The organism is Paraburkholderia sp. 22099, assembly GCF_052045835.1.
Classification (GTDB): domain Bacteria; phylum Pseudomonadota; class Gammaproteobacteria; order Burkholderiales; family Burkholderiaceae; genus Paraburkholderia; species Paraburkholderia terricola.
In genome coordinates this window covers 38,915-65,810 of record NZ_JBQEPU010000009.1, presented here as the reverse complement: position 1 = coordinate 65,810, position 26,896 = coordinate 38,915, and the positions used below count along the sequence as shown (strand labels likewise).

Sequence of the window (26,896 nt, the reverse complement as noted above, 5' to 3'; positions counted from 1 at the left end):
AATTCTGGCTGACGCCGGCTACCATGTCGTGGCGCCACGCCAGAGACCGTCGCTCCATTCCAGCCTACCGCCGCCGCGGTCCTGGCCAACAGATGGCTCACCGGGCCGGAACTTGGGGGTGTACACGGAGGAGTATGGCCGCACGGGCTTCCAGGGCGCGCTGCAGGCTTACCGCGTTTTTTTGGATCCTGACCTGAACGCTGAGTTGCGCCTGTTTTCGGGCACTACGATCGATGTCCAGTCGCTCTTCATTGGTGGGAAGAGCGATTGGGGCACCTATGCGGCGCCGGGCGCGCTCGATCTGATGAGGACGAAGGCGACGACGGGAATGAGGAGCATCGAGCTGATTGACGGCGCCGGACACTGTATCCAGCAGGAGCAGCCGGCTCGATTCAGCGAACTGCTGCTCGCCTTCGTCAGGGAGGTGGGTGGGGTGGTTCTTACCAGCGGTTAGCGCGAGGTACGCCTATCGACATCCGAGCGAGAGTTGCCATGCAATGAACGCTCGGCCATCGTCGCGTGCGCCCACCAACTCAGTTCGTCGAGCGCATTCGTGGCGGCAGGCAACAGGGTCTGCTCGATCTCCTCGATCGGCTTGTTGCCGCCCATCGGGAACACCTTCATGAAATCGCTGCCGCCGATATGGACGGCCGAGCGCGTCGAGACCATCTGGAGTTCGACGGCGATCCCCCGCAGGTGCTCGAGCGCACGCGCACCGCCCGCGCCACCGTAAGCGATGGCGGTGAACGGTTTACGGGTCCACTCCGTATACGCCTGGTCGAGCGCGTTCTTGAGCGCGCCGCTGATCGAATGGTTGTATTCGGCCACCACGAAGATGAAGCCGTCGAACCCGGCGATCCGCTCCTGCCAGCGGATCGCCTCTGCGTCCTTGCTGGGCGCGTGGAGATTGGAGGCCACCTCGGTGAAGAAAGGCAAAGGGTGGTCGCGCAGGTCAACTAACTCCACCTCCATGTCGTTTCGGGCGCGCACCTGCTTGAACATCCATTGCGCGGGCTTGTCGGCAAAGCGGGTCGGCCGGGTGGAGCCAATGACAAGGGCGATGCGGGGCCTGGCGGTCATGTCGTACTCACTTTCACGGTTGAGAGAAGTTTAGTGCGGGAATGGGGAGATTCGGTCGGTGACCGCGATCGCAGTGCTTGGCTATGTCACGGGCTGGCCGAACCGGAAGCTCGAGGCGGTGATCGCACCCATAAAATCGGCTTGATGGTAGATGCGTGTTCCCACGTCGTTGCCAGCTGCTCCGACGGCAACCATCAGCGGCAGGAGGTGGTCTTCACGCGGGTGCGCCGCTCGCGCCGAGGGTGCGGTGGTCCATTGGACGAGACGCCTATGCCGCTCGTCGGGCGCCGTGCCGACCAGCGTCTCGTCGAGCCATCGATCGAACGTCGCCGAAGCAGGGCCGCCCGAGCCGCCGCGCATTGCCGCCGTGTCGTGGAAGCTGAAGCCGCTGCCGATGATCACTACGCCTTCATCGCGCAGCGGCGCGAGCAGCTCGCCGGCCTGGAGGTGCGCAGCAGGATCGAGGTCGGACCTGAGGGCAAGCTGCACGAGCGGCATCGTCGCTTCCGGGTACATGGTGTGCATCAGGCTGAACGTGCCGTGGTCGAAGCCGCGCTGCGGATCGAGGCCGGCTGCCAGACCGCCGCGCCCCAGTAGGTCGCGAACCCGTTCCGCAAGTGCCGGATCGCCTGGCGCGTCGTAGCGGATGCGATACGTGTGTTCGGGAAAGCCTTGGTAGTCGTAGACCATCGGCGGGCGGGCGGCGGACGAAACCAGAAACCGACCCGCTTCCCAGTGCCCGGAGATCATCAACACAGCGCGCGGGACTGTGCCCAGCTCATCGCGGACGTCCTGAAGCGAGACTTCGAGTTGGTCATAGATACCCGGCCGCAGTTGCTTCAGCCAGGGCCAGGGGCCGCCGCCGTGCGAGAGGAAGTAGGTCGGCATGCGTCCAGGCATCATGGTTCTGTCCTTCAGTGAGATTACGTGGTATCTATCTGAAACTTAATATCCAAGAATTCGCGCCGAAGGACAAGGAGGCACCTTGCAAGCACTTGATTACCAGGCGGAAACCGCCCAATGCGTTTTCATCGGCCGCATGTTGGGGCGGGTCACCGATAAATGGACAGTACTGATCGTCCGGGTGCTGGGGCGCGGGCCGCGCCGCTTCAATGCACTTCGCCGTGAAGTGGGTGAGATCAGCCAGAAGGTGCTTGCCTCCACTCTGCGCGATCTGGAGGAGAACGGACTCGTCTCGCGGACGGTGACGCCTGTCAACCCGCCCCAGGTCGAATATGCGCTCACCGACCTCGGCCGGGATTTCCTGCGTCCGATCCGGGGGCTCGCGGAGTGGGTGCTTGAGAACGCCGCCCGTATCGAGACGGCTCGCGCCGAGTACGCCGCTCGCGCATCAACCTGAACGGTGCGATAGGCAGCGCAGCCGCGGCAAGTAGCGACCTGCATCGCCGGCCTGCCGCCCCTCGACATTCCGGGAGACGCACAATCCTCCAGCATCTGTGGGGCGCGGGCGAGATGTTGCCGCTCACGGCGGACGTCCGTGATCCGGATCAGGTCTGGAGCACCGCGCATGCGAGGCTCGAGCGGTTGAGGCGCTGCGACATCCTCGTCAACGTCCCGCGCTAATGTCGATGAGTACGCTGGACACGGTGACTGCCGAGATCCGGCATCAGTTGCAGGCGGTCAATGCCGAGGCGCTGGTGTATTTCGCGCGAGCGTGCATGCCGGGTATGGTGCCGGCGGGTTGCGGACGGATCGTCGCGACAGGGTCTACGGTGATGCTTCTTCCACAGACACGGGACCTCGCCTATCTGGCGTGGCTGGTTTGACGACGCCGGCTTTATCACGGGCCAGATCATTCACGTCGATGGCTGATGTGCCCGAAGCGGCGCCTGCTCCTCGCGGGCTCCCATTGCATCATCGACATACGGGAAGCGGGTGGAGCGAGAGACGATTCCCAGGCTGCGGTTTCCTCGCGCATCGCCTCGATCTTGTCACTCACGAGCTGGAGGGCCGCCGCCCGGGTACAGTCTGACTGGCGGGTTGTCGGACGCGACCAGCTTGAGCCGCGCTTGGGCCGCCTTTTCCGGATCGCTGGGCGAGCTTGTGCGGCCGCGTCTATCCGGAGAGCGGTCGAACTAAGCCGTGGCATCGTGCGCGCGCCGAAGACCATCTTCGACCCGGTCGTCGAGCTGCGGCTGGAAGCGGACGGGCGGATTGGCGTCAGGGGAATAGCAAGTCGGCAGGTACCAGCTTTTCGTGAAGGTGCGGAACTGACTCCCGTCAGATGCAATGGGAGACTGCTCATGTCGACCTTATCCGATAGAGCCGCGAACCTCCCGCCAACAACCTCCGGGACGGTTCTGGTCGCGTGCTCACCGCCGTTGCTTTCCGTCAGCGACTTCAGTCACCAGATGCTCGCCAAAATGGGTACGCACAAAATCCACGAAGACGCGCACCTTTGGCGTCATTTTCCGATTGCTGGGCCACACCAGGTGGATGGCGTTGGAGTCCACCACATAGGGAGCCAACACGGGTTTCAGGCGTCCATCTGCGATTGCGTTCTTGACAGAAAAATCCGGCACGCAGGCGATCCCGCGCCCCGCCAGGGCCATATGAAGCAGCGCGTCCAGGCTGTTGCATACCATCGTCAAAGGCAGCGACGAGCCTGCCGACGCGAATGCCGAATGCCGCAGCGGCCATTGATGGAGTCTTCCCGTGGAGGTCCAGCGATAGTGCAGACATGCATGATTCAAAAGGTCGTCCGGCTTCGCGGGCACTCCCTCTCGGTCCAGGTACGCTGGCGCGGCCACCAGACAGGCGCGCCAGCGACCCAGTGGGCGAGACACCAGGCGCGAATCTCGAAGGGCGCTCCCACGAATGACCACGTCAAAACCTTCATCGATTACGTCGACCAGTCGATCATTGAAGTCAAGGTCAAGTTCGATCTCGGGATGGCGCTCCATGAATGCCGAAAGCACGGGCAATGGTAGCCCCGCCGAGAGCGCCAGGCCCACCCGTAGTCTCCCTCGCGGGTGTTGTGCCATTGCGCCTAGTTCATCCTCCGCAGCCTGAACTTCTCCAAAGATGCGTCTGCATCTTTCAAGGAACATCTCGCCTTCGGACGTAAGGCGGACGCTCCTCGTGCTGCGTTGAAAGAGCCGCACACCAACGCGCTCTTCAAGTCGGGAAATGCTTTTGCTGATGGCTGACGCTGAGATGCCGAGATCTCGTCCCGCTGTGGCAAAGCTCTGCGTCCGCGCGATCTGAATGAAGACCTCTAGCCCACCCAGCGCACCCAATTTCTCCATATAGACTCCCGAATCGCACTAATGACATTTTTGTCACGACTGACGTGAACGGTACTCCCGTTAATTACCCAGGGTCAATGGCATTACGATGGATTTGGAAGGCAACTTGACTTTATGAGGCATGGGCCCCGCGCCCTCAGGCATCACCGTTAGATTTGTAGGGCGTGGAGAAGATTGAGCGAACTTCAGGTCGCTCATCGTTTTGATAACCAAACGCGCAGAACCGGCACCGCCGGCTAAATCAGGAGAAGTTCCTTGTGTTAACTACCGAGCATCTCGACGCTTATCTCGAAGCCATGGGCAGGCGCGATGTCGAAGGAACCAAGTTCCATATGGCAGATAATGTCGTCCTTCGAAGCCCAATCGCTCCCGCCTCCTTCGAAGGCAAGGAGCGTGTCGCAGAGGTCCTGACCCAGCTTCTCGATACCGTGGAGGCCTTCGAACCGAAGCTTCTCCTGCGCAAAGGGGCTGATTTCGTCGCCGTATTCACGATCAGGCTGGGCGACCAGGTGATTGACGGCATGGATCACATGCATCTAAACGATGCGGGCCTTGTCGATAGCATGACAGTGGCATGGCGCCCGCTTCCAGCAGTGGTTGCAGTCCAGCAGAAACTCACGCCGAAATTGGGCGGTAAGGCGATGAGGCTGGTTCCGGCAGATCAATCTCCCTGAATCACTGGCGAACGCGGCTGCCATTGCGTGGGATGCGGCGTATGCGCACAGGAGATCCGCCGACTGCTATGGCGCTGCGCTTACGCCATCGAGTACGCGTTGTCATGGTCAGTGGCGCCGAAGGCATCAATACCGCGCACTGCAGTGCCAGTATCGACGGCGCGGCTGGGTATCGACGGTTTTCACTTTTCGGTGTAGCGGGCGCACGACGCATGGCGCCTCTAGTGAAGAACCGCGGTTTACCAGGTTGGGGGGCAAATCGGTTCAATCAGTGAGCGCGGTTCGACAAAGGACGCGGACGAAAGTCGAAGCAATTCGACGGTGCTGAAAGACAGTGTCGGCCCGAACAGCTTCAGTAGCCTGCATTCGCCTTGCCAGGCGGGCCAGACTGCTAAGCACGACAAGGTGGTGAAAGGGCTCAATGACCGCAAGGTAGGTGCGGCCAAGCCTGCCGTGACAATGCACCACCGTGGTCGCGTACAAATGCTGGCCTTTCGATGTTTGCTGGCGCAAAAGCGAAAAGCGGAAATCCAGATGGATGTCGTCTTCGCCCAGAACGATTTCGTCCTGGTCCTCACTTTGTACCGGAAAGAATTCGATTGTGTGCTTTAGCGGCGTGATCAGGCGCATCTGATTCGATGTTTTCACGCCGAACACGCCTATTGCCGTGTCGCGAATGAGCATCAGCGCGCGAAACCATGTGGGTGGGGATTCAAACATGGTGGTGGCGAGGGCGCGCATATCCGATGATGTTCCGGGCGGCAGATCGATGGAGTAACAATCGAGAAAGTTCGCATTCCTGAACTGCCCGGCGATGCAACTGTTTGTGGGCGGTATCTCACGTCTGGCACGTCTGGCCTGCGTCTTCATATCGTTCCTTTGCGTTGTCCGCGACCATACTGGCGCGGCGGGCAGTTCATGACCCGTTTGAATGCCGTGCTAAATGATTTCTCGGACTGGTACCCACGCGCGGCCGGTTCTGGCAATCGACATCGGTCGGCTAGCTAATCAAAGTCCCTTCAATCAGGTACCCTGGAAGCGTTCCAGCAACCACCTGCCAGCGGGGCCGGGCAATCGATCAGTCAGATAGGTGGCCTGGAAAGGCATCAAGCCTGCAGAAGGCCCTTCCAGCTCGATGCGCACCAGACGGCCTTCCTTCAGGTCTTCACTGATCAGCCAGAGCGGCATGTGTCCCCATCCGAGACCGGCACGCAGGAAAGCGTGCTTCGCGCCAAGATCGGCAAGCCGCCAGATGTTCTTCCCTTGCACGCCGTAATCGACTCCACTGGTCAGAGAGGAGCGATCAGTGAGCACAAGCTGTGTCTCGTCCAACACCTCCCGAAACGCGATGGGCCGCCGTCTACCTGCAAGGGGCGACCCGGGAGCCACCACTGTCACCATCTCCTCACTGAAAAGGCGTTCGGCCGCGAGTCCGGGAGGAAGGAACGGTAGTGTCCCGGTGATGCCGAGGCTGCATTCACCATTGAGCACGAGTTCTGCGACGCGGCCCAGCGCCTCGACATGGAGCCTGAGCGGCGTAGATGGGAAACGCTCCTTGAAGCTGCCGAGAGCATCGGTAAGGCACCGCTGCGGAAACATGACGTCAACGACGATGGAAAGTTCGGGCTCCAGGCCGGCGGAGAAGCTCCGTGCCTTGGCCGTTAGTGCGTCGGCACCCGTCACTACGCGGCGCGCGTCGGCCAGCAGGTTCGTTCCCTGAGCCGTCAACTTAGGGTAGCGGCCGACCCTCTCGAACAACGCTACGCCGAGCTGCACTTCCAGGCTGGCGATGGTTTGACTTACCACTGACTGCGCCCGCCCGATCACGCGACCCGCAGCCGAAAAGCTGCCGTGATCCGCGGCAGCAACGAAAGTCCGCAGGTAATCAAGGGAAACGCCGTTCAACAATGTATCTACTCCCTCGATAGGTGGTATCTAATAATACAGTCTTTTCAGAGACATCGAGAGGCCCTAGGCTATAAGCCAAGGAGCCTTCATGTCACAAAATATCTTCATTATTGGTGCGTCTGGATTCGTCGGAAGCGCGCTGGCAAGACACTTCCTGGCGGACGGGCGGCGGGTGCTAGGGCTCGCGCGAACTGATCGCGCCGAGGCAGCCCTAAGAGCGGTCGGTATCTCTGCAGTTCGCGGCGATCTTGACGCCAACATGGCGCCGGTGCTCGCCGCAGCACGCTCAGCCGAGGTGACAATCTACGCGGCACAGGTTGCCTTCGAGCGCGAGCCGACGATCATCCGGACGCTGTGCGAAGCACTCGCGGGAGGTGGCAAGACGTTCGTCTTCCTGTCGGGCAGTGGCGTTTTCATGCAACGCACTGGTGGGGCGTGGAGCCCGGACAGCTTTGCCGAAGACGATCCCTTCGTGCCGGAGCCATTGGCGCTTCCGCGGGTCGAGGCAGAGGGCATCGTCCGCGCCGCCGCCGGGCACGGACTGCGAAGCATGGTGATCCGGCCGCCGGTGATTTGGGGGCCGGGCGATAGCGGGCCGGTGGCGAGCGTGTACCGCTCCGTCGCGCTCACCGGTGCCGCCTGCTACATCGGCTCCGGACTTGCCACCTATTCCAACGTGCATAGCGCCGATCTGGCACGGCTATTCTCGCTTGTCGTCGAGCGCGGGCAGGCGGGCGCGCTGTACCACGCCGTTGCCGGAGAAATCCCATACCGCTGGATTGCCGAGGCCGTGGCGCGCGACCTGGGCGTCCAGACGCGCAGTCTGACGATGGACGAGGCGGCCGACGTGTTCGGCCCGTTCGGGGCACTCCTACTGTCGGCATGCAGCCGCTCGCGCGATCCGCGGACACGAACTGAGCTGGGCTGGAAGCCGACCAGACCCGACCTGCTATCAGAGATCGGCGAGCCGCGGCTGCGCGCGCTCGCAAACCAGCAATCCAACCAGCAATCCAACCAGGCAAGCAATCCATGAACACACATGAAAACAAGGTCGCCATCATCACCGGTGGCAAGCAGGGCATCGGGCGCGGGATCGCCAATCTTTTGGCGCAGCGCGGCGCGAAAGTCGTCCTCGTCAACCGCCGGGATGCTGCGGAGGAAGCTGCCCAGATCGGCAACGGCGCGATTTCCATCGCCGCTGACGTCACGAGTGAGGCGGATTGGGTGCGGGTCGCCGCCGAGGTAGGGCAGAAATTCGGCCGTGCCGACATCCTCGTGCATGCTGCCGGCATTTACCCGATCACCGGGCTCGACGAGATGACGCAGGACGAATGGCGCCGCGTCATGGCTGTGAACCTCGACGCGCATGTGATCGGCGCCCGGGCGATCGTACCGCTGATGCGCAAGGCCGGTGGCGGATCGATCGTCGCGGTCGGTTCCGACGCGGTCGGCATGGTGACACCGCCCGGATTCGGCTTTTCCCATTACATCACGTCGAAAATGGGCGTGGTCGGTCTCGTGCGCGCTCTCGCCAATGAGCTCGCGGCTGACAACATCATTGTCAATGCCGTCCATCCCGGCATCACCGATACGGAAGGTGCGAGCGGCATGCCGAACGAGCAGAAGGCGCAGGTCTACATGATGCAGGCGATCAAGCGGCTCGGCACGCCAGCCGACATCGCCGGACCGGTCGCCTTTCTCACCAGTGAGGACGCGCGTTTCGTGACGGGACAGACGCTCGTGGTTGACGGTGGCCTGATGCGGCTGTGAAAAGGGAAAGGTGATTGCCCTAAATACTGCAACTCGTGACGTGGGCCGGACCGGGCGAGCGATGGCTCATGGAACTGCGCCATTTACGATGCTTCATTGGGCTCGCCGAAGAACTGCATTTCGCTTGCGCAGCGGAGCGACTTCACAACAGCCGTCGCTGTCGCGAGCCATCAAGGAGCTGGAAGAAGACCCAGGTGCCAGCTCTTTGTGCGCACAGGCGAAGCATTCGCCTGTCGCGCGCAGGAAGCTATTTCTGGAACACGTGCCGCCTGTCTTCACTGCCTTGCAGCAGGCGCGTGATAGGGTGAAGGCTGCTGCCAACCGGTTTCACAGTCAGTTGCGGGCTGCGCTCCCGGGCGGCATCGCGCCGTCGCGCCTCTTCTCCTTTCTGGCGCTGCGTCGCGAGGAGGGGTGGAAATCGAGATGCATCTGTCAGAGGTTCCTCTGGCACAGCAAATCAAAGGACTGCACGACGATCTGTATGACCTTGGGTTCGCGCGGTCCGATGAGGTCGGCGATGGCATCTTCGCCGAAGCCGTCTGGAGCGATCCTTTGATGATGGCGGTGCTTGCCCGCCATCCTCTGCTGACGTACAAGCGCATCCCACTGGAGGAACTGCTGCGCTATCCGCTGGTACCGGGAGATACCCATGCATGCGAAGGCTATTCGGGACAGGTTGAAGGAGTGCTACGGCGAGTCGATCGTGAGCCGCTGATTGCTGATCGAGTGGCGTCCCTTGACCTGATGATGGCGATGTTAGCGGCGGGCTTCGCCTTGGATCTTGCCGGCACCTCATAGATCGCCGCTAGCCGTGAACAAGGGATGGTGGCCCGGCCTCTGGCCGGTCACACGTCTGTTCTCGCAACTCGTCTGCTGCATCTGGACAACGGCCTTTCGAGGCGCTGGCTCGATTTATCGAGAGAGTAAGGATCGCCGTTCCGAGCAATTAAGGGCAGACGATCATCTCGTTCTGCGGGATCGCCCGCCTCCACTGCTTGTGCGAGTGCTCCAAAACGTCTGGTTTCCATTCCGCAAAGGCGCGGATCATGGGCGCCAGACTTCCTTGCTGCAGGCTCGGGCATAACGCGTTGCGGCCCCAGCCGATCCGGCGAGCAGGTTCCGGGAAGCGAGTCCAATTCTCACGTCGGTTCTCTGTGACCTGATGCGCGTTGTCCCCGGCCATACTGGCGCGGCGAACAGTTCATGACCCGCTTGAATGCCGTGCTGAAGGACTTCTCGGACTCGTACCCAAGCGCGCGGCCGATCCCGGCAATCGAGTCGCGGGAATGCGTCAGCCTGTCTGCGGCGAGCCTCATTCGCCAGCGCGTCAGGTAATCCATCGGCGAGACGCCGACAAGTTCCCTGAACCGAAGCGCGAAGGTTGTGCGGGACATGGCGGCTTGCCCGGCGAGCGTCTGCAGGGTCCATTTCGTGCCGGGCGCTTCGTGCATGGCATTGATCACCGCGCGCATGCGCTTGTCCGCCAAGGCGAACAGCCAGCCGACACCATCGCTGCTCCTCGCGGAAAGCTGCATCCGCAACGCCTGCACCAGCACCATGGTCGCCAGTTGCTGGGCGACGATGTCGGCGCCAGGTTGCGGCTCGCGCAATTCCTGCCGCATGCGCTCGATGCACCATCGCAATGTTGAGAGGCCAGGTTCGTCGCGCACGTGAACGATGGTGGGCAGCATGTTCAACAGCAGATCGGCCTGAGCATCAGCCAGCGTGAAAAATCCGCCGATGCTCAGGAATTCGCCGCCGCCGTTGTACGTCACGATGCGGCCGTCCTGGACTTGCGGCAGCAGCGTGCGCACATCGACCGGCTCGACTGCCATATCGCTCGCGATGCGAAAGGGCCTTCCGCTCGCGAGCAGGAAGCATTCTCCTTCCACGACTTTCACAGGCTCAGGTTCGCCTTCCACGGCGACCCAGCACTGCCCGCGAAGAACCGCATGGAACTTGATGCCGTCGTGGCGACCAAATCGCACGGCCCAGTCTCCGGCCGCGTCGAAGCCGCCTGATATGTAGCTTCGCAGTTCCAGCAACGACAGCACATCGGATAGCGGATCCATAGCGAGTTCCGAACGAATGAATACCAAATACGAACTATAAGGCATAGATGATCCCGCTCCCATGCCATAACTTGTGCTGGAACCAGAACAGGAGGTGTGTGATGCGCGTATTCGTGACGGGAGCGACCGGCTGGGTTGGCTCGGCGGTGGTGAGGGAACTGGTTGAAACGGGGCATCAGGTCACGGGCCTGGTGCGCTCGACGGAGGGCGCCGTGAAACTCACTGCCGCCGGTGCCCGGCCGCTCATGGGGTCGCTCGACGATATTCAGCGCTTGCAGGGGGGCGCTTCTCGAGCGGATGCGGTGATTCACACCGCGTTCAATCACGACTGGTCGCGCTTTGCCGAGAATAGCGCCCAGGAACGACGCGCTCTTGAGGCAATCGGCGTGACGCTCGAAGGCTCCAGTCGCCCGTTTCTGGTCACGTCCGGCGTCGCTTTTCTGGCCCCAGGCCGGATCGCGACCGAGGACGATCTCGCGCCTGCCGCCTCTGAACGTTTTCCGCGCTCGCCGGAGGCCACCGTTTCGGAACTGATCGCGCGCGGTGTGCGCGCAACCGCGATACGCCTGGCGCCGTCGGTTCACGGTCTGGGCGACCACGGATTTGTGCCGAGGTTGGCGGCTATCGCTCGCGAAAAGGGTGTCTCGGCTTACGTGGGCGAAGGGCTCAACCGCTGGCCTGCCGTGTATCGGCTCGATGCCGCTAGGGTCTACCGGCTTGCATTGGAGAACGTGACGGCGGGGCCTTTTCATGCAATCGGCGAAACGGGCGTCGCGCTCAGGGACATCGCTAAGGCCATCAGCCGTAGCCTGGGCTTACCGCTGGTTTCCGTCTCACCGGATGAAGCGGCCGCGCATTTCGGATGGTTTGCTCCATTCGCGTCAATCGACGCGCCCGCCAGCAGTGATCGCACTCGGGCGCTTCTGGACTGGACGCCGGAGCAGCCAGATCTTCTCGCCGATCTCGCGCAACCGGGCTATTTCAGCACCGGGCCGGCTGCGTCTTCCCACTGACCTGACAGCGAAGGAGGACGGAATGCGCGCTTTCGTTACTGGCGCCACAGGCTTCATCGGATCGGCCATTGTTCGCGATCTTCTCGCCGCCGGCCATCAGGTGACGGGCCTCGCGCGTTCAGGGCACGCCGCCGCTTCGCTTGAAGCCCTGGGAGCGAAGGCCTGTCGCGGGACGATCGAGAATCTGGAAGTTCTGCGCCGGGCCGCGGCAGAAGCCGACGGCGTTATTCACACCGCTTTTTTTCATGCGCTCTCGCATGCCAGTCCCCTTCGTCGCGTACGGATACTGCTCGGCGGTCGACCGACCCACATCGTCAGGCGATTCTCGACCACGGCAGTCGAAGTGGAGCGACGCGCCATCGAGGCGTTCGGTGGCGCACTCGGCGCAAAGAAGGGGTCGCTTGTCATCGCGTTTCCGACGATGGCCATGGCGCCGGAGCGTCCAGCGCTGGAAACCGACGCCTCCGATCCTGGCGCGGTGGGTGGCCTCAGGGCGGCATCCGAAAAGGCGGCCCTGGATCTGGTTCGGACCGGTGTGCGCGCTACGGTCGTCCGGCTGCCGCCGTCGGTGCATGACGAGACCCGGCTCGGGCTCGTCACGCGGTTAATCGACATCGCGCGAAAGAAACGAATATCCGCGTATCCCGGTGATGGGAAAAACCGCTGGGCCGCCGTGCACCGGCTCGATGCCTCACTGCTGTTCCGGCTCGCGCTCGAAAACGGTGAGGCGGGCGCGCGCTATCACGCGGTGGCCGAGGAAGGCCTTCCGTTTCGCAACATCGCCGAGGCCATTGGGCGCCATCTCGATGTTCGGGTGGTGCCTTTGTCACCCGAAGACTCAGCAAGGCATTTCGGCTGGCTCGCCCCGTTCGTCGGCGCGGACAACCCGGTCTCCAGCCAGGCCACGCGGGAACGGCTGCACTGGGAGCCGCAGCATTCGCCACTGATGAACGACCTCGCGGCAGCCATACACGACGCCCCGCGGCAAATGTCACGGCGTCCCGTTCCGTGAACACTGATCCCGGATACCGCACGCGCGATCACCTTCCGTCGAAGCCGGTTCGCTACCTGATGACCGGGCAGCGAAGCTCTCAACCACCAGGAGTACTTAGGATGCGTTTGACCCGACTCGTTCCACTCGCTGCTGCGTTGCTGGTTACGTTTGCCCGACCCGCTTTCGCGGAGCCCGTTAATAGTGGAGTTCCCGGCATGCTCTTCGATCATGATGTGCCCGTCACCATGACCGATGGCCTGAAGCTGCGCGTCAATATCTATCGCCCCGAGAAAGCAGGCCATTACCCTGTGCTGATGCTGATGGGGCCATACGGGAAAGACACCAGCATGGCAGACGCACCAACCTACAAGTCATCGTGGGCGAAGCTGATCGCAAAATACCCGGACCTCTGCAAGCAATCCTCATGTCGCTACATCCGGTTCGAGGCGCCCGACCCCGAACGCTGGGTGGCCAACGGCTACATCGTGATTCATGCCGACGTCCGCGGAGCCGGCGCCTCGCCTGGCGTGCTCGATCCATTCTCGCCGCGCGAGACCGAAGACTATGCAACGCTGATCACCTGGGCCGCCCACCAGCCGTGGAGTTCGGGCAAGGTCGGTCTGCTCGGCACGTCCTACCAGGCGATCAACCAGTATCAGGTTGCCGTCCTTAAACCGGAGGGGCTCGCTGCGATCCTGCCGTGGGAGAGGGCGTTCGACCACTATCGCGAGATCGGCTATTACGGTGGCATCCTCAACGTCGCGTGGGAATACTGGTGGACCCACCAGGTGGTGCCCAACCAGAATGGCAACGCGCAGACGCCGCTCGTGGATTCCATTCATGGCGGCAAGGACACCGGGGCAGCTCTTTCACCAGAAGTCCTGACGCACAACCGCGTTGATCCGGTCGGGGCCTTCGCAAGACACCCGTTCGATGACGACTATTATCGACAGCGCACGCCGGATGGGAGCCGTATCACGGTGCCGCTGCTCGATGTGGCCAACTGGACAGACTGGAGTACGGCAGGCTATCTCGCGGCCGCCAGCAAGCAGAAGTGGCTCCGCATCCAGACCGGCGACCACCTGACGCCTTTCTATTCGGATGAGGCGCTCGCGCTGCAGAAGCGCTTCTTCGATCATTTTCTGAAGGGCGCGGATAACGGCTGGGAAAAAGAGTCGCGCGTCGCCATTCAGATGCGCCGCCCGGACGGAACGGCCTGGCGTACGGCCGCCGCCTGGCCGTTGCCGGGCACGCAGTGGGAACGCTACTACCTCGATGCGGCAAACGGATCGATGAGCCCCGATGTGCAGCATGCCGCACCTGGCCAGAAGTCCTGGCCCGGGCTGGGCGATGGCGTGACGTTTACGACGACACCTTTTGCTGAGCAGACGGAATTTACCGGCCCGATTGGCGTGAAGCTCTGGGTCAGTTCCTCGACCGCGGACATGGATATCTTTGCGGCGCTAAGACTGATCGATCCGCAGGGCAGGGACGTCACTTTCATCGGCAACAGCGATCCGAACGTGCCGCTCGATCTGGGGTATCTCCGGGTATCGCACCGCGCTGTCGATACATCCAGATCGACGGAGTACCAGCCATTTCATCCACATCTTGTTTCCGAGCCGATGACGCCGGGGCAGCTCTACCCGGTCGACGTGGGATTCGCTGAACCGACGAGCATCGTGATTCCCAAGGGGTATCGGCTCGCCTTGACGATCCAGGGGAAGGACTTCGGATATGGGCCCGGTGCGAACATCGTTCATGCCAACGATTACGCGCTTCCCGACGCGCACAATTCAGGGCTCTTTTTCGCGGCGCATCCAAACCGTGACCCAGCGCTGTACGGTGGAACAGATGCCGTTGCGACCGGCGGAGAGCATATGTCCTACCTGTTGCTGCCACACATCGGACCCGGCCACTAAGATTTTTCGCGAGGTAATCCCCAGAGCGACAGGTAGCGCCACGGTGATGATCGACCTCGGTGAATGATTAAAAATTCACTTGCCGACGCTTCAAAGGGTCGCCGAACAGGACGAATTATTGACGCTCACCCATAGCTTTACCTATCGGTTCGCAACGCCTCTCGATGTTTTTTTCGACGATTATCGTGGCCGTTTGTCAAAAGTCTCTCTCGACTTTTTTATCGATTCCCAATTATCTCCAATCCACTCCACTAAATTGTGCAGAGGCTCCAACAAGCTTAGCCCGCGAGCGGTAAGCTCATACTCCACTCTCGGGGGCACCTCCGGGAAAACTTCTCGGATCACGAATCCGTCCCTCTCCAGGCCACGTAACGTCGTGCTAAGCATTCGTTGAGATATGCCCGTGACGAGTTTCTGAAGCTCGGAAAACCGCGCTCGATGCGTAGGGCGCCTTCCTAATAAGACGACCAGCATGATGCTCCACTTGTCACCAATCTTTGCCATGAATTCCCGGACGATCTTGGCTTCGTCGCTATCACACAGTAGTGCAATCGGCTCTCGTCGGGCGTTCTTCAGCGGTTTTTTCATAGTTACTTCTACCTCACTTCCTAAGGTGATAGTGCGTTCTTCCTTTCTACCACATATTCATTCATCATGTAGCTTACTAAAAGTAACTATTGCCCTCTGCCTATGTTTTTCGCGGTTGAGCCCGCCGGTGCCTCTGGGCCACCGAATTTCTATCAAGCACCATTTTTCAGAAGAGGAAATTAGTCATGCGCGTATTTTTGACTGGCGCTACCGGCCTTGTAGGATCAGCCATCATTCCTCAGCTTCTTGAGCATGGCCACAGTGTGATCGGGCTAGCTCGGTCGGAGGCGGGAGAAAAACTTCTGCGCTCCGCTGGTGCAGAAGTGCATCTAGGTCGCCTTGAAGACTTGAATGCTATTTATGCTGGCGCGGCAATGGCGGATGCAGTAGTTCATTGTGCGTTTGAGCATGACTTTTCTAAGTTTAAAGAAAATGCAGAACTTGATAAGCGTGTCATTGAGACATTTGGTGATGCGCTGAAAGGCACGGATCGCCCGCTCCTGGTGAGTACGGGCATGCCTTTGGAGTCACTTATTCGGCCGATAACCGAATCTGTTAGTTTGCCGGCCGTATCTCCAACACCACGCGTATCTGAACAGACAGCGACAGCTTTACAAGCGCGCGGCGTTCATGTGAACGTCATACGTCTTCCACAGGTGCATAGCGTCGCGAAGCAAGGCCTGGTCACTTCTTTGATAGGTATTGCGCGTGAGAAGGGTATTTCTGCTTATATCGATGACGGACTGAATCGCTGGCCTGCTTGCCACGTCGAGGATGCAGCGCGCGTCTACGCGCTCGCTTTGGATAAACATCAAGCTGGAGCCACATATCACGCAGTAGGCGAAGAGGGCATTTCGCTGAAGGCTATAGCAAAGGCTATCGGTGATGGCTTGAATATACCCTTGCTGTCGATTCACTCAGAAGACGCCGATGCGCACTTTGGCTTTTTCGGGAAACTTGTTCGGCGCGACCTCTCAGCATCAAGCGCTATCACGCAGGAATTGCTCGGATGGAAGCCTGCTGGGCCAGGTCTTATCGATGACATTAGAAAGCATTTAAAAAGGTAACCGTGATGAGTCGATGGAATGGAGTGAAGTAAATGGATCTTCGCCACTTACGTTGTTTCCTCGCGGTGGCCGAAGAACTTCACTTCGCACGCGCTGCCGAACGGTTGCATATCGAACAGTCACCTCTCTCCCGCGCGATCAAGGAACTGGAGGAGGATCTGGGCGCGCAACTTTTCGTGCGTACGACGCGCAGCACCCGGCTGACACGCGCCGGACAGCTTTTCCTGGAGCATGTCCCGCGCGTCTTCACTGCGCTGGAACAGGCGCGTGATAGCGTCAAAGCCGCGGTCAACGGCTTTCACGGTAGGTTACGGGTTGCGCTTTCAGACGGCATTTCACCGTCGCGTTTCTCGACGTTTCTGGCGCTGTGCCGACAGGAAGAACCGGAGATCGAGATACGTCTTTCCGAAGTTCCCCTGGAAAAACAGATCAAAGGGTTGCATGACGACCTCTATGACATTGGATTTGCCCGGTCGGATGAGGTCGGTGACGGCATCATCGCTGAAGCGATTTGGAGAGATCCGCTAATGGTCGCGGTGCCTGCTCGCCATCCCCTGTTGACATACAAGCGCATCCCGCTGGAGGAAGTACTGCGTTATCCGCTGGTGCTCGGAGATCCACACATGTGCGAAGGCTACGTTCGGCAGATCGAACGGGTATTGCGGCGAATCGATCGGGAGCCGTTGATCACAGAACGAGTGGCGTCCGTTGACCTGATGATGGCGCTGGTGGCAGCAGGCTTTGCCTTGGGTTTGGTCGGCGCTTCGCAGATTGCGGCAAGAGGGGAGTCAGGCGTAGTCGCAAGGCCATTGGCTGGTCCCATGCCCCCGCTTGTCACTTATCTTCTGCGGTTAGACAGTGAACTTTCGGAGACGTTGGCACGCTTCATCGAGAGAATCCATGTCGTCGAAGCGTCCGCTGTGCAATCACCTCCGGGGCTATCACGTTCCGAACTATCTGACGGAGTCGAATCGTGAACAGGATCATGTTGATGATGCTCGCCGCATTACTGGCCGCTTGCGGTAAATCCGAGCCGACCGATCCGGTCGAGTCATTGCTTGCCGATACTGAACGATTGCACAAAGTTGAACAACAGTGTGCAGAGAACGATGCCAAGGTTTCCAAGGAGGAGTGCAGTGCTGCGAACCAAGCCCGGCATCGGCTATTCATGGGCAGCGGGCCCCAGTATACGCCGCCCAAGACCGCCCCTAAATTGTGAAGCGAGGGCGCGATCTCGGCAATAAGTAACATCGCGAGATCACGGCTCCTGCCGTCTCGTGGCGCACGTCTGGGGTTGAGATGGCGCGGTTTTAACGCATCAGCAAAACCCACCGTCGCGCGTCTCGCGCTCGAAGACCGGTCAAAGTCCCGAATCGTAAATCAAGCAACACGTGATTTCGTTGGTTGCACGCTGTGCCCACGTGCGCGCGAATACCCTGCGTTGCGCTACGCATCTCTCCCGCTAGAAATCTTGCTTTTTCGATCTCGTTTATCACCGTAACGGTCTTTGACCGGCGCTGACTCGCCGCCGATTCTCCAGGCTACGCAGCACGTTTTTGCTGTGTAAAGCAGGAGAACGTCGGAGGCCGCATGAACGGGACAAGTGTGCTGTTCGGCCAGGTGCTGATGGTGTTCGGCATCGTGGTCGCGGGAACCTGGGGCGCTACCCAATGGACCGCCGCACATCTGGGCTACCAGCTACGCCTTGGTTCGCCCTGGTTTGACTGCCTAGGCATTCCGTTCTATCACCCATGGCAGCTATTCGAATGGTGGTACTGGTACGACGCCTATGCGCCGCGCCTGTTCCTGAAGGGCGGCACCATCGCGGCGACCAGCGGTGTCGGCGCCGCCTTCGTCGCCATCGGTATGTCCGTATGGCGTGCGCGGCAATCGCGTCTCGTCACGACTTACGGTTCAGCGCGTTGGGCCGATGCCCGCGACGTCCGCAAGGCCCGGTTGACGCAACCAGCTGGCGTCTTTCTCGGGTTGCATGACGGGCAGTATCTGCGCCATGAAGGCCCGGAGCACGTTCTGACCTTTGCGCCGACGCGCTCCGGTAAGGGCGTCGGTCTCGTAATCCCGACGCTGTTGAGTTGGCCGGCGTCCGCCGTTATTCACGACATCAAGGGCGAGAACTGGGCGATCACCGCGGGCTGGCGCTCGCGATTTTCGCACTGCCTGCTGTTCAACCCGACCGATGCGAGATCGGCCGCATACAACCCGCTGCTCGAAGTCCGGCGCGGCGCGCATGAAGTACGCGATGTGCAGAACATCGCGGACATCCTGGTCGATCCCGAAGGCGCACTCGAGCGCCGCAACCATTGGGAGAAGACCAGTCACGCACTGCTGGTCGGCGCGATCCTGCATGTGCTCTATGCGGGCGAAGACAAAACGCTGCGCGGCGTCGCCAATTTCCTGTCCGATCCCGCATGTCCGTTCGAGTTGACGCTGCACCGGATGATGACGACGCGGCACCTCGGTGATGCGCCGCATTCCGTGGTCGCATCCGCTGCGCGCGAAGTGCTCAATAAGAGCGACAACGAGCGGTCGGGCGTGCTGTCTACGGCGATGTCGTTCCTCGGCCTGTACCGAGATCCCACGGTGGCCGAAGTCACGTCGCGCTGCGACTGGCGAATCGCCGACCTGATCGCGTCCGAGCATCCCGTCTCGCTATATCTGGTGGTGCCGCCTTCGGACATTAGCCGCACGAAACCGCTGGTGCGCCTGATCCTCAACCAGATCGGCCGGCGCCTGACCGAATCACTTGACGGCAGCGACGGCATCGCGCGCCGTCACAAGCTGCTGCTGATGCTCGACGAGTTTCCGGCGTTGGGGCGGCTTGATTTCTTCGAGACGGCACTGGCGTTCATGGCGGGCTACGGTATCCGCAGCTTCCTCATCGCGCAGTCGCTCAACCAGATCGATAAAGCCTACGGCCAGAACCACTCGATTCTCGACAACTGCCATGTGCGTGTGACGTTCGCGACCAACGACGAGCGTACCGCCAAGCGCATCTCCGAAACGCTCGGAACCGCGACAGAACTACGCGCGCAGCGCAACTACGCCGGTCACCGGCTCGCGCCGTGGCTCGGACACCTGATGGTGTCGCGTCAGGAAACCGCACGTCCGCTGCTGACGCCGGGTGAAGTGATGCAGCTTCCGCCCGACGACGCCGTGGTGATGGTGTCCAGCCTGGCGCCGATCAAGGCGAAGAAACTGCGCTACCACACCGACACGAATTTCAAGCGCCGTGTGCTGCCACCGCCCGCACTCGCGGTTGGGCGCTACACCGATGCGCCACCGTTGCGGCCGAACGACTGGGTCCGGCTAGCGATTCCCACGGGACCGGCCGCATCGATCGCCGCTGGCCTGATCGGCGATGACACAGACACGGCCGACGACGGCGGGCCGGGCAGGCAGCCGGAGCTGTCGGAAGTCTTCGAATACGGCTCCGAACCGCAGCGCGCTGATAGCGACCTTGCGCTGCTCGATGACGACGACCTGCCGCTGCTGCTCCCTGGCCAGTTCGACCCGGCCATGCAGCGCACGGCCCGGCTGGCATCCCTCGATCACGACGATGGACTCCAGCTATGAGCCAGTATCGCCTCAATCTGTTCATCCCACCCGAACACGCCCGACGTCTCGACGAGCTGGCGACGAAGAAAGGCGTGTCGAAATCGTCAATCGTCGCGGCAGCGCTCGCGTCATGGCTTTCGCCCGATGCGGGCGATCAGCGCGAAGCGGCCATCGCCAAACGGCTCGACCGACTCTCTCGCCAGTTCGAGAAGTTGGAACGTGACCAGAACATCGAGATCGAGACGCTGGCACTGTTCGTCCGCTATTTCCTGACGGTCAGCACGCCCGTTCCCGATGCTCACCAGGATGCTGCCCGTGCGCAGGGCAGGGCGCGTTTCGAGCAGTTCGTTGAACAGCTCAGCCGCCACCTGATGCGCGGTCGCAGCCTCGTGCGGGAGGTGGTGGAGGAACTGAACCCCGACGCCGCACGGCTGGACGATGCGGCCGCGCAAGCCGAAGCACAGGAGCGTGCCTCATGAGCGCGCATCCGCAATTTTTCACCAGTACTACATCGCTCGACCGGCGCATCCGCATGTTGCGTACGGCGATGGGACCACTGATCGCCGCCGCGCTCGAAGATCCGGACGTGGTGGAGATCATGCTCAACCCCGACCACACGCTCTGGGTTGATCGCCTGTCGTCCGGTCGCGCACCGATGGGCGCGGAGATGTCCGAGGAGGACGGCGAACGCATCATTCGTCTGGTCGCTGCGCACGTTGGCGCGGAAGTGCATCGCAGTCAGCCGCTCCTGACCGCCGAACTTCCCGAAACCGGCGAGCGCTTCGAGGGCATTCTGCCGCCTGCCGCACCGGCCCCGGCCTTCGCACTACGCAAGCGCGCGGTTGGCGTTATCCCGCTGGACCGCTACATCACTGACGGCATGATGACCGCCGAGCAGGCCGCGTTCCTGCGCGATGCGGTGCGCGAGCGGGAAAACATCCTTATCGCTGGCGGCACCAGCACCGGCAAGACCACGCTCGCCAATGCCTTGCTCGCGGAAATCGCCGCCACCGGCGATCGCGTATTGGTGCTCGAAGACACTATCGAACTGCAATGCACGGCGCGCGACCACGTACCGCTGCGCACGCGCGCAGGCGTCGTGTCGATGACCGAGCTGGTGCGGGCCACGATGCGCCTGCGGCCCGACCGCGTGATTGTCGGCGAGGTGCGCGGCGGCGAAGCCCTCGATCTCATCAAGGTGTGGGGCACCGGTCACCCCGGCGGTATCGCCACGATCCACGCCGGCTCTGCACTTGGTGCACTGCTGCGCCTCGAACAACTGATCCTCGAAGTGGCCGTGAATCCGCCGCGCGCACTGATCGCGGAAGCGGTCAACGTCGTCATCCACATCGCCGGCCGCGGCCGACGTCGCCGCATCGAGCGCATCGCCCGCGTAACCGGCTTCGATACCGCTGGCTACCAGCTCTGCGACGCGATTCCTTCGCCATCGTCGCCATCCCATCCAGCCCCGCCTTCGCATCCCACCGGAGAACTCTCATGAGTCATGCCCATGTTGTGCGCTTTTCCGTAATTCCGCTTGTACGCCTCCGCGGACTGGTTCAGCCCGCGCGGCGCGGGCTGATGCTGGCTTTCGTGATGCTGGTGCTGACTGGCACGGCCAAGGCCGCCGGTTCGAACATGCCATGGGAAGCACCGCTCCAATCCATCCTCGATTCGATCCAGGGTCCGGTCGCCAAGATCGTTGCGGTCATCATCATCATCGTGACGGGCCTCACGCTTGCGTTCGGCGACACCAGCGGCGGCTTCCGGCGGCTCATCCAGATCGTGTTCGGGCTGTCGATCGCCTTCGCCGCATCGAGCTTCTTCCTGTCGTTCTTCAGCTTCTCCGGCGGCGCGGTGGTCGCGTGAACGAGCTCGCCACCACCGACCTTGGTTTCGAGGTGCCGCTGCATCGATCGCTCACCGAGCCGATCCTGATGGGAGGTGCGCCGCGCACCGTGGCGATCGCCAACGGCACGCTCGCCGCTGCCGTTGGGCTTGGCCTGCAACTGTGGATTCCCGGCATCGCACTGTGGCTGATCGGCCATTCGCTCGCCGTATGGGCCGCGAAAGTCGATCCGCAGTTCATGCAGGTCTTCGCGCGGCACCTGAAGCACAAGTCGCTGCTGGATGTGTGAGGACCGGGGGAGACATTCGCATGTTATACCTCGCCGAATACCGCCAGCGTCCCGCCATGCTCGCCGACTGGCTCCCCTGGGCCGGACTCGTCGCACCCGGCGTGGTGCTGAACAAGGACGGTAGCTTCCAGCGCACGGCCCGCTTTCGCGGGCCGGACCTCGCCAGCGCCACACAGGGCGAACTGATCGCCACGACCGCGCGCCTGAACAACGCGCTGCGCCGCCTAGGATCGGGCTGGTCGTTGTTCATCGACGCCGAACGCCGGCCAGCAGCCGGCTATCCACATTCGGAGTTCCCCGAGGCGCTGTCCTGGCTGGTGGACGAGGAACGCCGTGCCGCGTTCGAACAGGCCGGCAGTCACTTCGAGAGCGGCTATCACCTGACGCTGGTGTACCTGCCGCCGGAGGAATCGCGCGCCCGCGCGGCGAAACTCCTGTACGAGAACACGCCCACGTCCGGCGTGGACTGGCGCGAACGGCTCGCCACCTTCGTCGCCGAAACCAACCGGGTATTCGACCTGCTCGACGGCGTGATGCCGGAGATCGCGTGGCTGGACGACGGCGAGACGCTGACGTACCTGCACGCGACCATTTCGACGCGGCGTTATCGCATCGGCGTGCCCGAAGTACCGTTTCATCTCGACGCGCTGCTGGCCGACTCGGCCTTGATTGGCGGCCTCGCGCCCATGCTCGGCGACCAGCACCTGCGCGTCGTCACGGTACGCGGTTTCCCGACTTCGACCTGGCCGGGTCTGCTCGATGATCTTAACCGCCTGGGTTTCGCCTACCGCTGGTCCACGCGATTCCTCTGTCTGGACAAGGCCGAAGCGGAGAAGGAGCTGACGCGGTTGCGTCGGCAATGGTTCGCCAAGCGCAAGAACGTCATGGCGCTGCTGCGCGAGACGATCTTCCAGCAGGAATCGCCGCTGGTTGATACCGACGCGAGCAACAAGGCGATGGATGCCGATGCCGCCTTGCAGGAACTCGGCAGCGATCAGGTGGCGTTCGGCTACGTGACCGCGACCGTGACCGTCATGGATGCGGACGCCGCGGCGGCCGCCGAAAAACTGCGAATGGTGGAACGTACGATCCAGAGCCGCGGCTTCGTCACGATTCCCGAAACGCTCAATGCGGTCGAAGCGTGGCTGTCGTCGATTCCCGGCCAAGCCTACGCCAACGTGCGGCAGCCGAGCATTTCCACGCTGAACCTCGCGCACCTGATGCCGCTGTCGGCGGTATGGGCCGGTCCGGAGAAGAACAACCATCTCGACGGGCCGCCGTTGATCGTCACGCGCACCGATGGCGATACGCCGTTCCGGCTGGTGACGCACATCGGCGACGTGGGCCATACGCTGGTGGTCGGCCCGACCGGCATGGGCAAGTCGGTCCTGCTCGCCGCACTGGCGATGCAGTTCCGCCGCTATCGCGGCTCGCGCATCTTCGCGTTCGACATGGGCCGCTCAATGCGCGCCACGATCCTCGGCCTCGGCGGCGAGCACTACGACCTCGGTGCTGATGGTGCGATCGCGTTCCAGCCGCTCGCGCGTATCGACCGCGAAAGCTACCGCACCTGGGCGGCCGAATGGGTTGAAGGCCGCTTGCTACATGAAGGCATTTTGGTCGGCCCCGACGAAAAGGCCGCCGTATGGTCGGCGCTCGGTAGCCTCGCCGGTGCCCCCGTTGAACAGCGCACGCTCACGGGCCTGTCGGTGCTGCTCCAATCCAATGTGCTGCGTCAGGCGCTCGCGCCTTACGCGCTTGGCGGCGCGCACGGTCGTCTGCTCGATGCCGACCATGACCGGCTCGGCAGTGCCGACGTGCAGGGCTTCGAGATGGAGGAACTGGTGCCGAGCAAGGCGGCGATGCTTGCCGTGCTCGGCTACCTCTTCGCACGCTTCAACGAGCGGTTCGATGGGGCACCGACGCTGCTGATCCTCGACGAATCCTGGCTGTTCCTAGACGACCCGGTATTCGCGGCACGCATCCGCCAGTGGCTCAAGACGCTGCGCAAGAAGAACGTCAGCGTGATCTTCGCCACGCAGTCGCTCGCCGACATCAAGGATTCGAGCATCGCGCCCGCGATCATCGAGAGCTGCGCGAGCCGCATCTTCCTGCCCAACCCGCAGGCGACCGAGCCGCAGATCCGCACGATCTACGAAGGCTTTGGCTTAAACAGCCGGCAGATCGAGATCGTCGCTACCGCCGAACCCAAGCGCGACTACTACTACCAGTCGCGCCTCGGCAACCGCCTGTTCGACCTCGACCTGGGGCCGGCCACGCTGGCATTCGTCGGTGCGTCCACGCCACAGGACCAGCGCGACATCGACCACGTGCTGCTGAATGCCGGCACGCCCGGTTTTGCGGGCGCCTGGCTGCGCCATAGCGGCCTCGAATGGGCTGCCGACCTCATGCCTTCGTTCCTCACGTCACCGGAGATGCAGCCATGAAGAAGACCGGGCTGGCCGTCTTCACGGCCTTGCTGCTGTCGGCGTCGTCAGCGAGCTTCGCACAGTGGGCGGTGTTCGATGCGGCCAACTATTCGCAGAACCTGTTGACCGCCGCGCGCGAGCTGCAACAGATCGACAACCAGATCCAGCAGTTGCAGAACGAGGCGACGATGCTGGTCAACCAGGGTCGCAATCTCACGAGCCTGAATTTCAATTCGCTGTCGCAGTTGTTGTCCACGCTGGCGACGACGAACCAGTTGATCTCACAGGCGCAGGGCTTGACCTTCAACGTCGCGCAATCGCAGGCGACGTTCAACCGCCTGTATCCGTCGTCCTATGGCACCAGCACCAGCAACGCGCAAATGGTGCAGGACGCGCAGACGCGCTGGCAGACTTCGGTGCAGGCCTTACAGACCTCGACGCAGATGCAGTCGCAGGCCGCGCAGAACCTGCTGTCCGACCAGGGTGTATTGAGCAGTTTGGTAACGCAGAGCCAGGGCGCAGTCGGCGCCTTGCAGGCCAGCCAGGCGACAAACCAGTTGCTCGCGCTGATCGCACGTCAGGCGATCCAGTCGCAGCAACTCACCGTGTCGCAGCAGCGCGCGACGGCACTGGACCAGGCGCGTGCGGCGGCCGACGAGGCGCAGGCCCAGCAGGTCCGTACCCGCTTCATCGGCAGCGGTCCGCAGTACACACCGCAGCCGGTGAGCTTCTACGGGAACTGATGGCCATGCGTCGCGCGCTCATCATGTCCGCCATCGTCACGCTGACCGCCTGCGGTCGGCATGAATCGGCATGGACGGTCGATGCACTCGCGCACGATCGGCCCCGGCTCTACGCGCTGCGCCATCGCTGTGCCGTTGCACACGCACACATGGACAGCGCGATCTGCCACCTGGCGGACACGGCCTATGCACGGCGCTTCTTCCTCGGCCTGGGCGGATCTGGCGAATACCAGACGCTCGCTGAGCTGCCGCCGATTCCGGCGAGCTTCGAGGCACCGCAAGGAGATCGGCCATGAACGATCTTTCCGTTATCGACCAGTTCCTGGCCGTCTTCTCGCAGTACATCGACTCGGGCTTCGGTCTGCTGCACGGCGAAGTCGCCTATCTCTCGGCCACGCTGATCGTGATCGACATGACGCTCGCGGGCCTGTTCTGGGCGATGGGTGGCGAGGAAGTGCTGGCGAAGCTGATCCGCAAAACGCTCTATGTCGGTGCCTTCGCCTACATCATCGGCAACTTCAATACGCTCGCGGGCATCGTGTTTCGCTCGTTCGTGGGCCTCGGCCTGCTCGCGTCCGGCTCGTCGATCAGCATCGGCAATTTCCTGCAACCCGGACGCCTGGCCGCGATTGGCGTCCAGGCCGGTCAACCGATCCTGCAACAGGTCGGCACGATGTCCAACGGCATCACCGCGGTCTTCAGCAACATCGACATGATCGTGATCCTGCTGCTCGCCTGGGTCGTCGTGGTCATCAGCTTCTTCATCCTGGCCGTGCAGCTTTTCGTGACGCTGATCGAGTTCAAGCTGACCACGCTCGCGGGCTTCGTGCTGGTGCCGTTCGCGCTCTGGAACAAGACCGCGTTCCTGGCCGAGAAGGTACTCGGTAACGTCGTGTCGTCGGGCGTCAAGGTACTGGTGCTCGCCGTGATCGTCGGCATCGGTTCGACGATCTTCGGACAGTTCCAGACGCCGACCGGTGCCGATCCGTCGTTGAACCATGCGCTCGCCACCATGCTCGCCTCGTTGACGATGCTGGGACTCGGCATCTTCGGGCCAGGCATTGCGACCGGCCTGGTGTCCGGTGCACCGCAGCTTGGCGCGGGGGCCGCCGCTGGTACGGCGCTGGGTGCAGGGGGCCTTGCTGTCGCCGGTGGTGCCGCCGTGGCGACGGGTGGCACGGCAGTTGCCGCTGGCGCACGCCTCGCGGCGCGTGGTGCAGTCGGCACGGCACGCGCGGCCAGCGGTGCCGCGTCGGCCTATCGCGCCGGAGCAACCGCATCGGGCACCACCGGCGCGCGTGCCTTCGGTGCCGGTGTGGCCAACGTCGCGAGCAGCGGCGCGCGGGCCGCTGGCGAGCGTGTCGCGGCAGGCGCCCGTGCGGTGCGCGATCGCATAGCGCCCGCTGCTGGCGCAAGCACCGGCGGATCGTCTACCTCGCGCGAAGCCGCGAGCGAAACATCCACGTCGTCGGCGACCGCCGATAACGCATCGCCAGCCTCCACCGGCAAGCCGCCCGACTGGGCGCAACGCCTGCAACGCCGCCAGCGCGCCGCGCATGGCGCTTCGACGGCCGCGCATGTCGTGCGCTCAGCCGACCACGGCGGCGGCGGGGCCGCGCCGGACCTCAACGATTCGTCGAACGAGTAAGGGAG

28 protein-coding genes and 1 pseudogene are annotated in these 26,896 nt (G+C 62.3%); 22 read left to right on the top strand and 7 right to left on the bottom strand.

What is annotated here, in order from left to right; genetic code table 11:
* The first annotated feature begins 118 nt into the window (after nucleotides 1–118).
* Nucleotides 119–454 carry an alpha/beta fold hydrolase gene (locus ACTJLC_RS11075; RefSeq protein ID WP_440843910.1) on the top strand — a complete coding sequence of 112 codons (336 nt, stop codon included), beginning with the start codon at nucleotides 119–121 and terminating at the stop codon, nucleotides 452–454.
* Here ACTJLC_RS11075 and ACTJLC_RS11070 read toward each other — a convergent pair.
* The gene (locus tag ACTJLC_RS11070; protein WP_440843908.1) at nucleotides 451–1,080 is read right to left on the bottom strand and encodes an NADPH-dependent FMN reductase; all 630 of its coding nucleotides are present in this window, start codon (nucleotides 1,078–1,080) and stop codon (nucleotides 451–453) included. The genes ACTJLC_RS11075 and ACTJLC_RS11070 overlap by 4 nt on opposite strands.
* 81 nt (nucleotides 1,081–1,161) lie before the next feature.
* Nucleotides 1,162–1,983: a DODA-type extradiol aromatic ring-opening family dioxygenase gene (locus ACTJLC_RS11065; protein ID WP_440843906.1), complete on the bottom strand. Its 822-nt coding sequence runs from the start codon at nucleotides 1,981–1,983 to the stop codon at nucleotides 1,162–1,164.
* Nucleotides 1,984–2,065: 82 nt separating this feature from the next.
* Between ACTJLC_RS11065 and ACTJLC_RS11060 the strand changes: the two genes are divergently transcribed.
* A complete protein-coding gene (locus ACTJLC_RS11060; RefSeq protein WP_440843904.1) occupies nucleotides 2,066–2,440 on the top strand; it encodes a winged helix-turn-helix transcriptional regulator in 375 nt (124 codons plus the stop codon).
* A gap of 229 nt (nucleotides 2,441–2,669) precedes the next feature.
* Nucleotides 2,670–2,867: a hypothetical protein gene (locus tag ACTJLC_RS11055; RefSeq protein WP_440843902.1), complete on the top strand. Its 198-nt coding sequence runs from the start codon at nucleotides 2,670–2,672 to the stop codon at nucleotides 2,865–2,867.
* A gap of 546 nt (nucleotides 2,868–3,413) precedes the next feature.
* Here ACTJLC_RS11055 and ACTJLC_RS11050 read toward each other — a convergent pair.
* Entirely contained in the window at nucleotides 3,414–4,349 is a 936-nt protein-coding gene (locus ACTJLC_RS11050) for a LysR substrate-binding domain-containing protein (RefSeq protein ID WP_440843900.1), read from the bottom strand.
* Nucleotides 4,350–4,606: 257 nt separating this feature from the next.
* Here ACTJLC_RS11050 and ACTJLC_RS11045 point away from each other — a divergent pair, with 257 nt between their 5' ends.
* On the top strand, nucleotides 4,607–5,023 hold the full coding sequence (locus ACTJLC_RS11045) for a nuclear transport factor 2 family protein (protein ID WP_440843898.1): 417 nt from the start codon (nucleotides 4,607–4,609) through the stop codon (nucleotides 5,021–5,023).
* A 264-nt stretch (nucleotides 5,024–5,287) separates the two neighbouring features.
* Here the strand turns inward: ACTJLC_RS11045 and ACTJLC_RS11040 are convergent, their stop codons facing one another.
* Nucleotides 5,288–5,893 carry a DUF2867 domain-containing protein gene (locus ACTJLC_RS11040; protein ID WP_440843896.1) on the bottom strand — a complete coding sequence of 202 codons (606 nt, stop codon included), beginning with the start codon at nucleotides 5,891–5,893 and terminating at the stop codon, nucleotides 5,288–5,290.
* Between the two features lie 153 nt (nucleotides 5,894–6,046).
* Nucleotides 6,047–6,931 carry a LysR family transcriptional regulator gene (locus tag ACTJLC_RS11035; protein ID WP_440843894.1) on the bottom strand — a complete coding sequence of 295 codons (885 nt, stop codon included), beginning with the start codon at nucleotides 6,929–6,931 and terminating at the stop codon, nucleotides 6,047–6,049.
* Nucleotides 6,932–7,019: 88 nt separating this feature from the next.
* Between ACTJLC_RS11035 and ACTJLC_RS11030 the strand changes: the two genes are divergently transcribed.
* From ACTJLC_RS11030 to ACTJLC_RS11020, 3 genes and pseudogenes are all read left to right on the top strand, one after another.
* Nucleotides 7,020–7,964 (top strand): NAD-dependent epimerase/dehydratase family protein, encoded by a 945-nt coding sequence (locus tag ACTJLC_RS11030; RefSeq protein WP_440843892.1) that lies wholly within the window; start codon nucleotides 7,020–7,022, stop codon nucleotides 7,962–7,964.
* Nucleotides 7,961–8,701 (top strand): SDR family NAD(P)-dependent oxidoreductase, encoded by a 741-nt coding sequence (locus ACTJLC_RS11025; protein ID WP_175705371.1) that lies wholly within the window; start codon nucleotides 7,961–7,963, stop codon nucleotides 8,699–8,701. Before ACTJLC_RS11030 ends, ACTJLC_RS11025 begins: the two co-directional genes overlap by 4 nt.
* Before the next feature lie 68 nt (nucleotides 8,702–8,769).
* Nucleotides 8,770–9,651, top strand: a pseudogene (locus tag ACTJLC_RS11020) (LysR family transcriptional regulator).
* Nucleotides 9,652–9,840: 189 nt separating this feature from the next.
* On the opposite strand, the gene ACTJLC_RS11015 reads toward ACTJLC_RS11020, so the two are convergent.
* Complete coding sequence (locus ACTJLC_RS11015) at nucleotides 9,841–10,773, bottom strand: AraC family transcriptional regulator (RefSeq protein ID WP_440843889.1); 933 nt, start codon at nucleotides 10,771–10,773, stop codon at nucleotides 9,841–9,843.
* Between the two features lie 101 nt (nucleotides 10,774–10,874).
* On the opposite strand from ACTJLC_RS11015, the gene ACTJLC_RS11010 reads away from it, so the two are divergent.
* From ACTJLC_RS11010 to ACTJLC_RS11000, 3 genes are all read left to right on the top strand, one after another.
* Nucleotides 10,875–11,786 carry an SDR family oxidoreductase gene (locus ACTJLC_RS11010; RefSeq protein WP_440843887.1) on the top strand — a complete coding sequence of 304 codons (912 nt, stop codon included), beginning with the start codon at nucleotides 10,875–10,877 and terminating at the stop codon, nucleotides 11,784–11,786.
* A 22-nt stretch (nucleotides 11,787–11,808) separates the two neighbouring features.
* Nucleotides 11,809–12,798 carry an SDR family oxidoreductase gene (locus ACTJLC_RS11005; RefSeq protein ID WP_440843886.1) on the top strand — a complete coding sequence of 330 codons (990 nt, stop codon included), beginning with the start codon at nucleotides 11,809–11,811 and terminating at the stop codon, nucleotides 12,796–12,798.
* 197 nt (nucleotides 12,799–12,995) lie between these two features.
* Complete coding sequence (locus ACTJLC_RS11000; RefSeq protein WP_440843884.1) at nucleotides 12,996–14,702, top strand: CocE/NonD family hydrolase; 1,707 nt, start codon at nucleotides 12,996–12,998, stop codon at nucleotides 14,700–14,702.
* A gap of 180 nt (nucleotides 14,703–14,882) precedes the next feature.
* Here ACTJLC_RS11000 and ACTJLC_RS10995 read toward each other — a convergent pair whose 3' ends face one another.
* On the bottom strand, nucleotides 14,883–15,206 hold the full coding sequence (locus tag ACTJLC_RS10995; RefSeq protein ID WP_279608134.1) for a winged helix-turn-helix transcriptional regulator: 324 nt from the start codon (nucleotides 15,204–15,206) through the stop codon (nucleotides 14,883–14,885).
* 269 nt (nucleotides 15,207–15,475) lie between these two features.
* Here ACTJLC_RS10995 and ACTJLC_RS10990 point away from each other — a divergent pair, with 269 nt between their 5' ends.
* The 12 genes from ACTJLC_RS10990 (at nucleotide 15,476) to trbL (ending at nucleotide 26,891) form a co-directional block, all read left to right on the top strand.
* Nucleotides 15,476–16,357: an SDR family oxidoreductase gene (locus ACTJLC_RS10990; protein ID WP_440843882.1), complete on the top strand. Its 882-nt coding sequence runs from the start codon at nucleotides 15,476–15,478 to the stop codon at nucleotides 16,355–16,357.
* A gap of 32 nt (nucleotides 16,358–16,389) precedes the next feature.
* Nucleotides 16,390–17,334: a LysR family transcriptional regulator gene (locus tag ACTJLC_RS10985; RefSeq protein WP_175705365.1), complete on the top strand. Its 945-nt coding sequence runs from the start codon at nucleotides 16,390–16,392 to the stop codon at nucleotides 17,332–17,334.
* Nucleotides 17,331–17,576, top strand: coding sequence for an EexN family lipoprotein (locus ACTJLC_RS10980; RefSeq protein WP_175705364.1), 246 nt, complete (start codon nucleotides 17,331–17,333; stop codon nucleotides 17,574–17,576). Before ACTJLC_RS10985 ends, ACTJLC_RS10980 begins: the two co-directional genes overlap by 4 nt.
* A gap of 371 nt (nucleotides 17,577–17,947) precedes the next feature.
* The gene (locus ACTJLC_RS10975; protein WP_440843879.1) at nucleotides 17,948–19,951 is read left to right on the top strand and encodes a conjugal transfer protein TraG; all 2,004 of its coding nucleotides are present in this window, start codon (nucleotides 17,948–17,950) and stop codon (nucleotides 19,949–19,951) included.
* Nucleotides 19,948–20,412 carry a CopG family transcriptional regulator gene (locus ACTJLC_RS10970; RefSeq protein ID WP_440843877.1) on the top strand — a complete coding sequence of 155 codons (465 nt, stop codon included), beginning with the start codon at nucleotides 19,948–19,950 and terminating at the stop codon, nucleotides 20,410–20,412. The genes ACTJLC_RS10975 and ACTJLC_RS10970 overlap by 4 nt, the downstream gene beginning before the upstream one ends.
* Entirely contained in the window at nucleotides 20,409–21,434 is a 1,026-nt protein-coding gene (gene trbB / locus ACTJLC_RS10965; RefSeq protein ID WP_175705361.1) for a P-type conjugative transfer ATPase TrbB, read from the top strand. Before ACTJLC_RS10970 ends, trbB begins: the two co-directional genes overlap by 4 nt.
* Nucleotides 21,431–21,802, top strand: coding sequence for a TrbC/VirB2 family protein (locus tag ACTJLC_RS10960; RefSeq protein WP_440843875.1), 372 nt, complete (start codon nucleotides 21,431–21,433; stop codon nucleotides 21,800–21,802). Before trbB ends, ACTJLC_RS10960 begins: the two co-directional genes overlap by 4 nt.
* Entirely contained in the window at nucleotides 21,799–22,071 is a 273-nt protein-coding gene (locus ACTJLC_RS10955; protein WP_440843873.1) for a VirB3 family type IV secretion system protein, read from the top strand. The genes ACTJLC_RS10960 and ACTJLC_RS10955 overlap by 4 nt, the downstream gene beginning before the upstream one ends.
* Nucleotides 22,072–22,091: 20 nt before the next feature.
* Complete coding sequence (trbE, locus tag ACTJLC_RS10950) at nucleotides 22,092–24,518, top strand: conjugal transfer protein TrbE (protein ID WP_440843872.1); 2,427 nt, start codon at nucleotides 22,092–22,094, stop codon at nucleotides 24,516–24,518.
* Nucleotides 24,515–25,243, top strand: coding sequence for a P-type conjugative transfer protein TrbJ (gene trbJ / locus ACTJLC_RS10945; protein WP_440843870.1), 729 nt, complete (start codon nucleotides 24,515–24,517; stop codon nucleotides 25,241–25,243). Before trbE ends, trbJ begins: the two co-directional genes overlap by 4 nt.
* A 23-nt stretch (nucleotides 25,244–25,266) precedes the next feature.
* The gene (locus ACTJLC_RS10940) at nucleotides 25,267–25,539 is read left to right on the top strand and encodes a hypothetical protein (RefSeq protein ID WP_244102885.1); all 273 of its coding nucleotides are present in this window, start codon (nucleotides 25,267–25,269) and stop codon (nucleotides 25,537–25,539) included.
* Nucleotides 25,536–26,891 carry a P-type conjugative transfer protein TrbL gene (trbL, locus tag ACTJLC_RS10935; RefSeq protein ID WP_440843867.1) on the top strand — a complete coding sequence of 452 codons (1,356 nt, stop codon included), beginning with the start codon at nucleotides 25,536–25,538 and terminating at the stop codon, nucleotides 26,889–26,891. Before ACTJLC_RS10940 ends, trbL begins: the two co-directional genes overlap by 4 nt.
* Nucleotides 26,892–26,896: the final 5 nt, after the last annotated feature.

Bases quoted from the DNA above. Each gene is read 5' to 3' on its own strand.
- ACTJLC_RS11070 (WP_440843908.1), bottom strand. From the start codon at position 1,080: ATGACCGCCAGGCCCCGCATCGCCCTTGTCATTGGCTCCACCCGGCCG.
- ACTJLC_RS11065 (WP_440843906.1), bottom strand. From the start codon at position 1,983: ATGATGCCTGGACGCATGCCGACCTACTTCCTCTCGCACGGCGGCGGC.
- ACTJLC_RS11055 (WP_440843902.1), top strand. From the start codon at position 2,670: ATGAGTACGCTGGACACGGTGACTGCCGAGATCCGGCATCAGTTGCAG.
- ACTJLC_RS11050 (WP_440843900.1), bottom strand. From the start codon at position 4,349: ATGGAGAAATTGGGTGCGCTGGGTGGGCTAGAGGTCTTCATTCAGATC.
- ACTJLC_RS11040 (WP_440843896.1), bottom strand. From the start codon at position 5,893: ATGAAGACGCAGGCCAGACGTGCCAGACGTGAGATACCGCCCACAAAC.
- ACTJLC_RS11030 (WP_440843892.1), top strand. From the start codon at position 7,020: ATGTCACAAAATATCTTCATTATTGGTGCGTCTGGATTCGTCGGAAGC.
- ACTJLC_RS11025 (WP_175705371.1), top strand. From the start codon at position 7,961: ATGAACACACATGAAAACAAGGTCGCCATCATCACCGGTGGCAAGCAG.
- ACTJLC_RS11015 (WP_440843889.1), bottom strand. From the start codon at position 10,773: ATGGATCCGCTATCCGATGTGCTGTCGTTGCTGGAACTGCGAAGCTAC.
- ACTJLC_RS11010 (WP_440843887.1), top strand. From the start codon at position 10,875: ATGCGCGTATTCGTGACGGGAGCGACCGGCTGGGTTGGCTCGGCGGTG.
- ACTJLC_RS11005 (WP_440843886.1), top strand. From the start codon at position 11,809: ATGCGCGCTTTCGTTACTGGCGCCACAGGCTTCATCGGATCGGCCATT.
- ACTJLC_RS11000 (WP_440843884.1), top strand. From the start codon at position 12,996: ATGCTCTTCGATCATGATGTGCCCGTCACCATGACCGATGGCCTGAAG.
- ACTJLC_RS10995 (WP_279608134.1), bottom strand. From the start codon at position 15,206: ATGGCAAAGATTGGTGACAAGTGGAGCATCATGCTGGTCGTCTTATTA.
- ACTJLC_RS10990 (WP_440843882.1), top strand. From the start codon at position 15,476: ATGCGCGTATTTTTGACTGGCGCTACCGGCCTTGTAGGATCAGCCATC.
- ACTJLC_RS10985 (WP_175705365.1), top strand. From the start codon at position 16,390: ATGGATCTTCGCCACTTACGTTGTTTCCTCGCGGTGGCCGAAGAACTT.
- ACTJLC_RS10975 (WP_440843879.1), top strand. From the start codon at position 17,948: ATGAACGGGACAAGTGTGCTGTTCGGCCAGGTGCTGATGGTGTTCGGC.
- ACTJLC_RS10970 (WP_440843877.1), top strand. From the start codon at position 19,948: ATGAGCCAGTATCGCCTCAATCTGTTCATCCCACCCGAACACGCCCGA.
- trbB (WP_175705361.1), top strand. From the start codon at position 20,409: ATGAGCGCGCATCCGCAATTTTTCACCAGTACTACATCGCTCGACCGG.
- ACTJLC_RS10960 (WP_440843875.1), top strand. From the start codon at position 21,431: ATGAGTCATGCCCATGTTGTGCGCTTTTCCGTAATTCCGCTTGTACGC.
- trbE (WP_440843872.1), top strand. From the start codon at position 22,092: ATGTTATACCTCGCCGAATACCGCCAGCGTCCCGCCATGCTCGCCGAC.
- trbJ (WP_440843870.1), top strand. From the start codon at position 24,515: ATGAAGAAGACCGGGCTGGCCGTCTTCACGGCCTTGCTGCTGTCGGCG.
- ACTJLC_RS10940 (WP_244102885.1), top strand. From the start codon at position 25,267: ATGTCCGCCATCGTCACGCTGACCGCCTGCGGTCGGCATGAATCGGCA.
- trbL (WP_440843867.1), top strand. From the start codon at position 25,536: ATGAACGATCTTTCCGTTATCGACCAGTTCCTGGCCGTCTTCTCGCAG.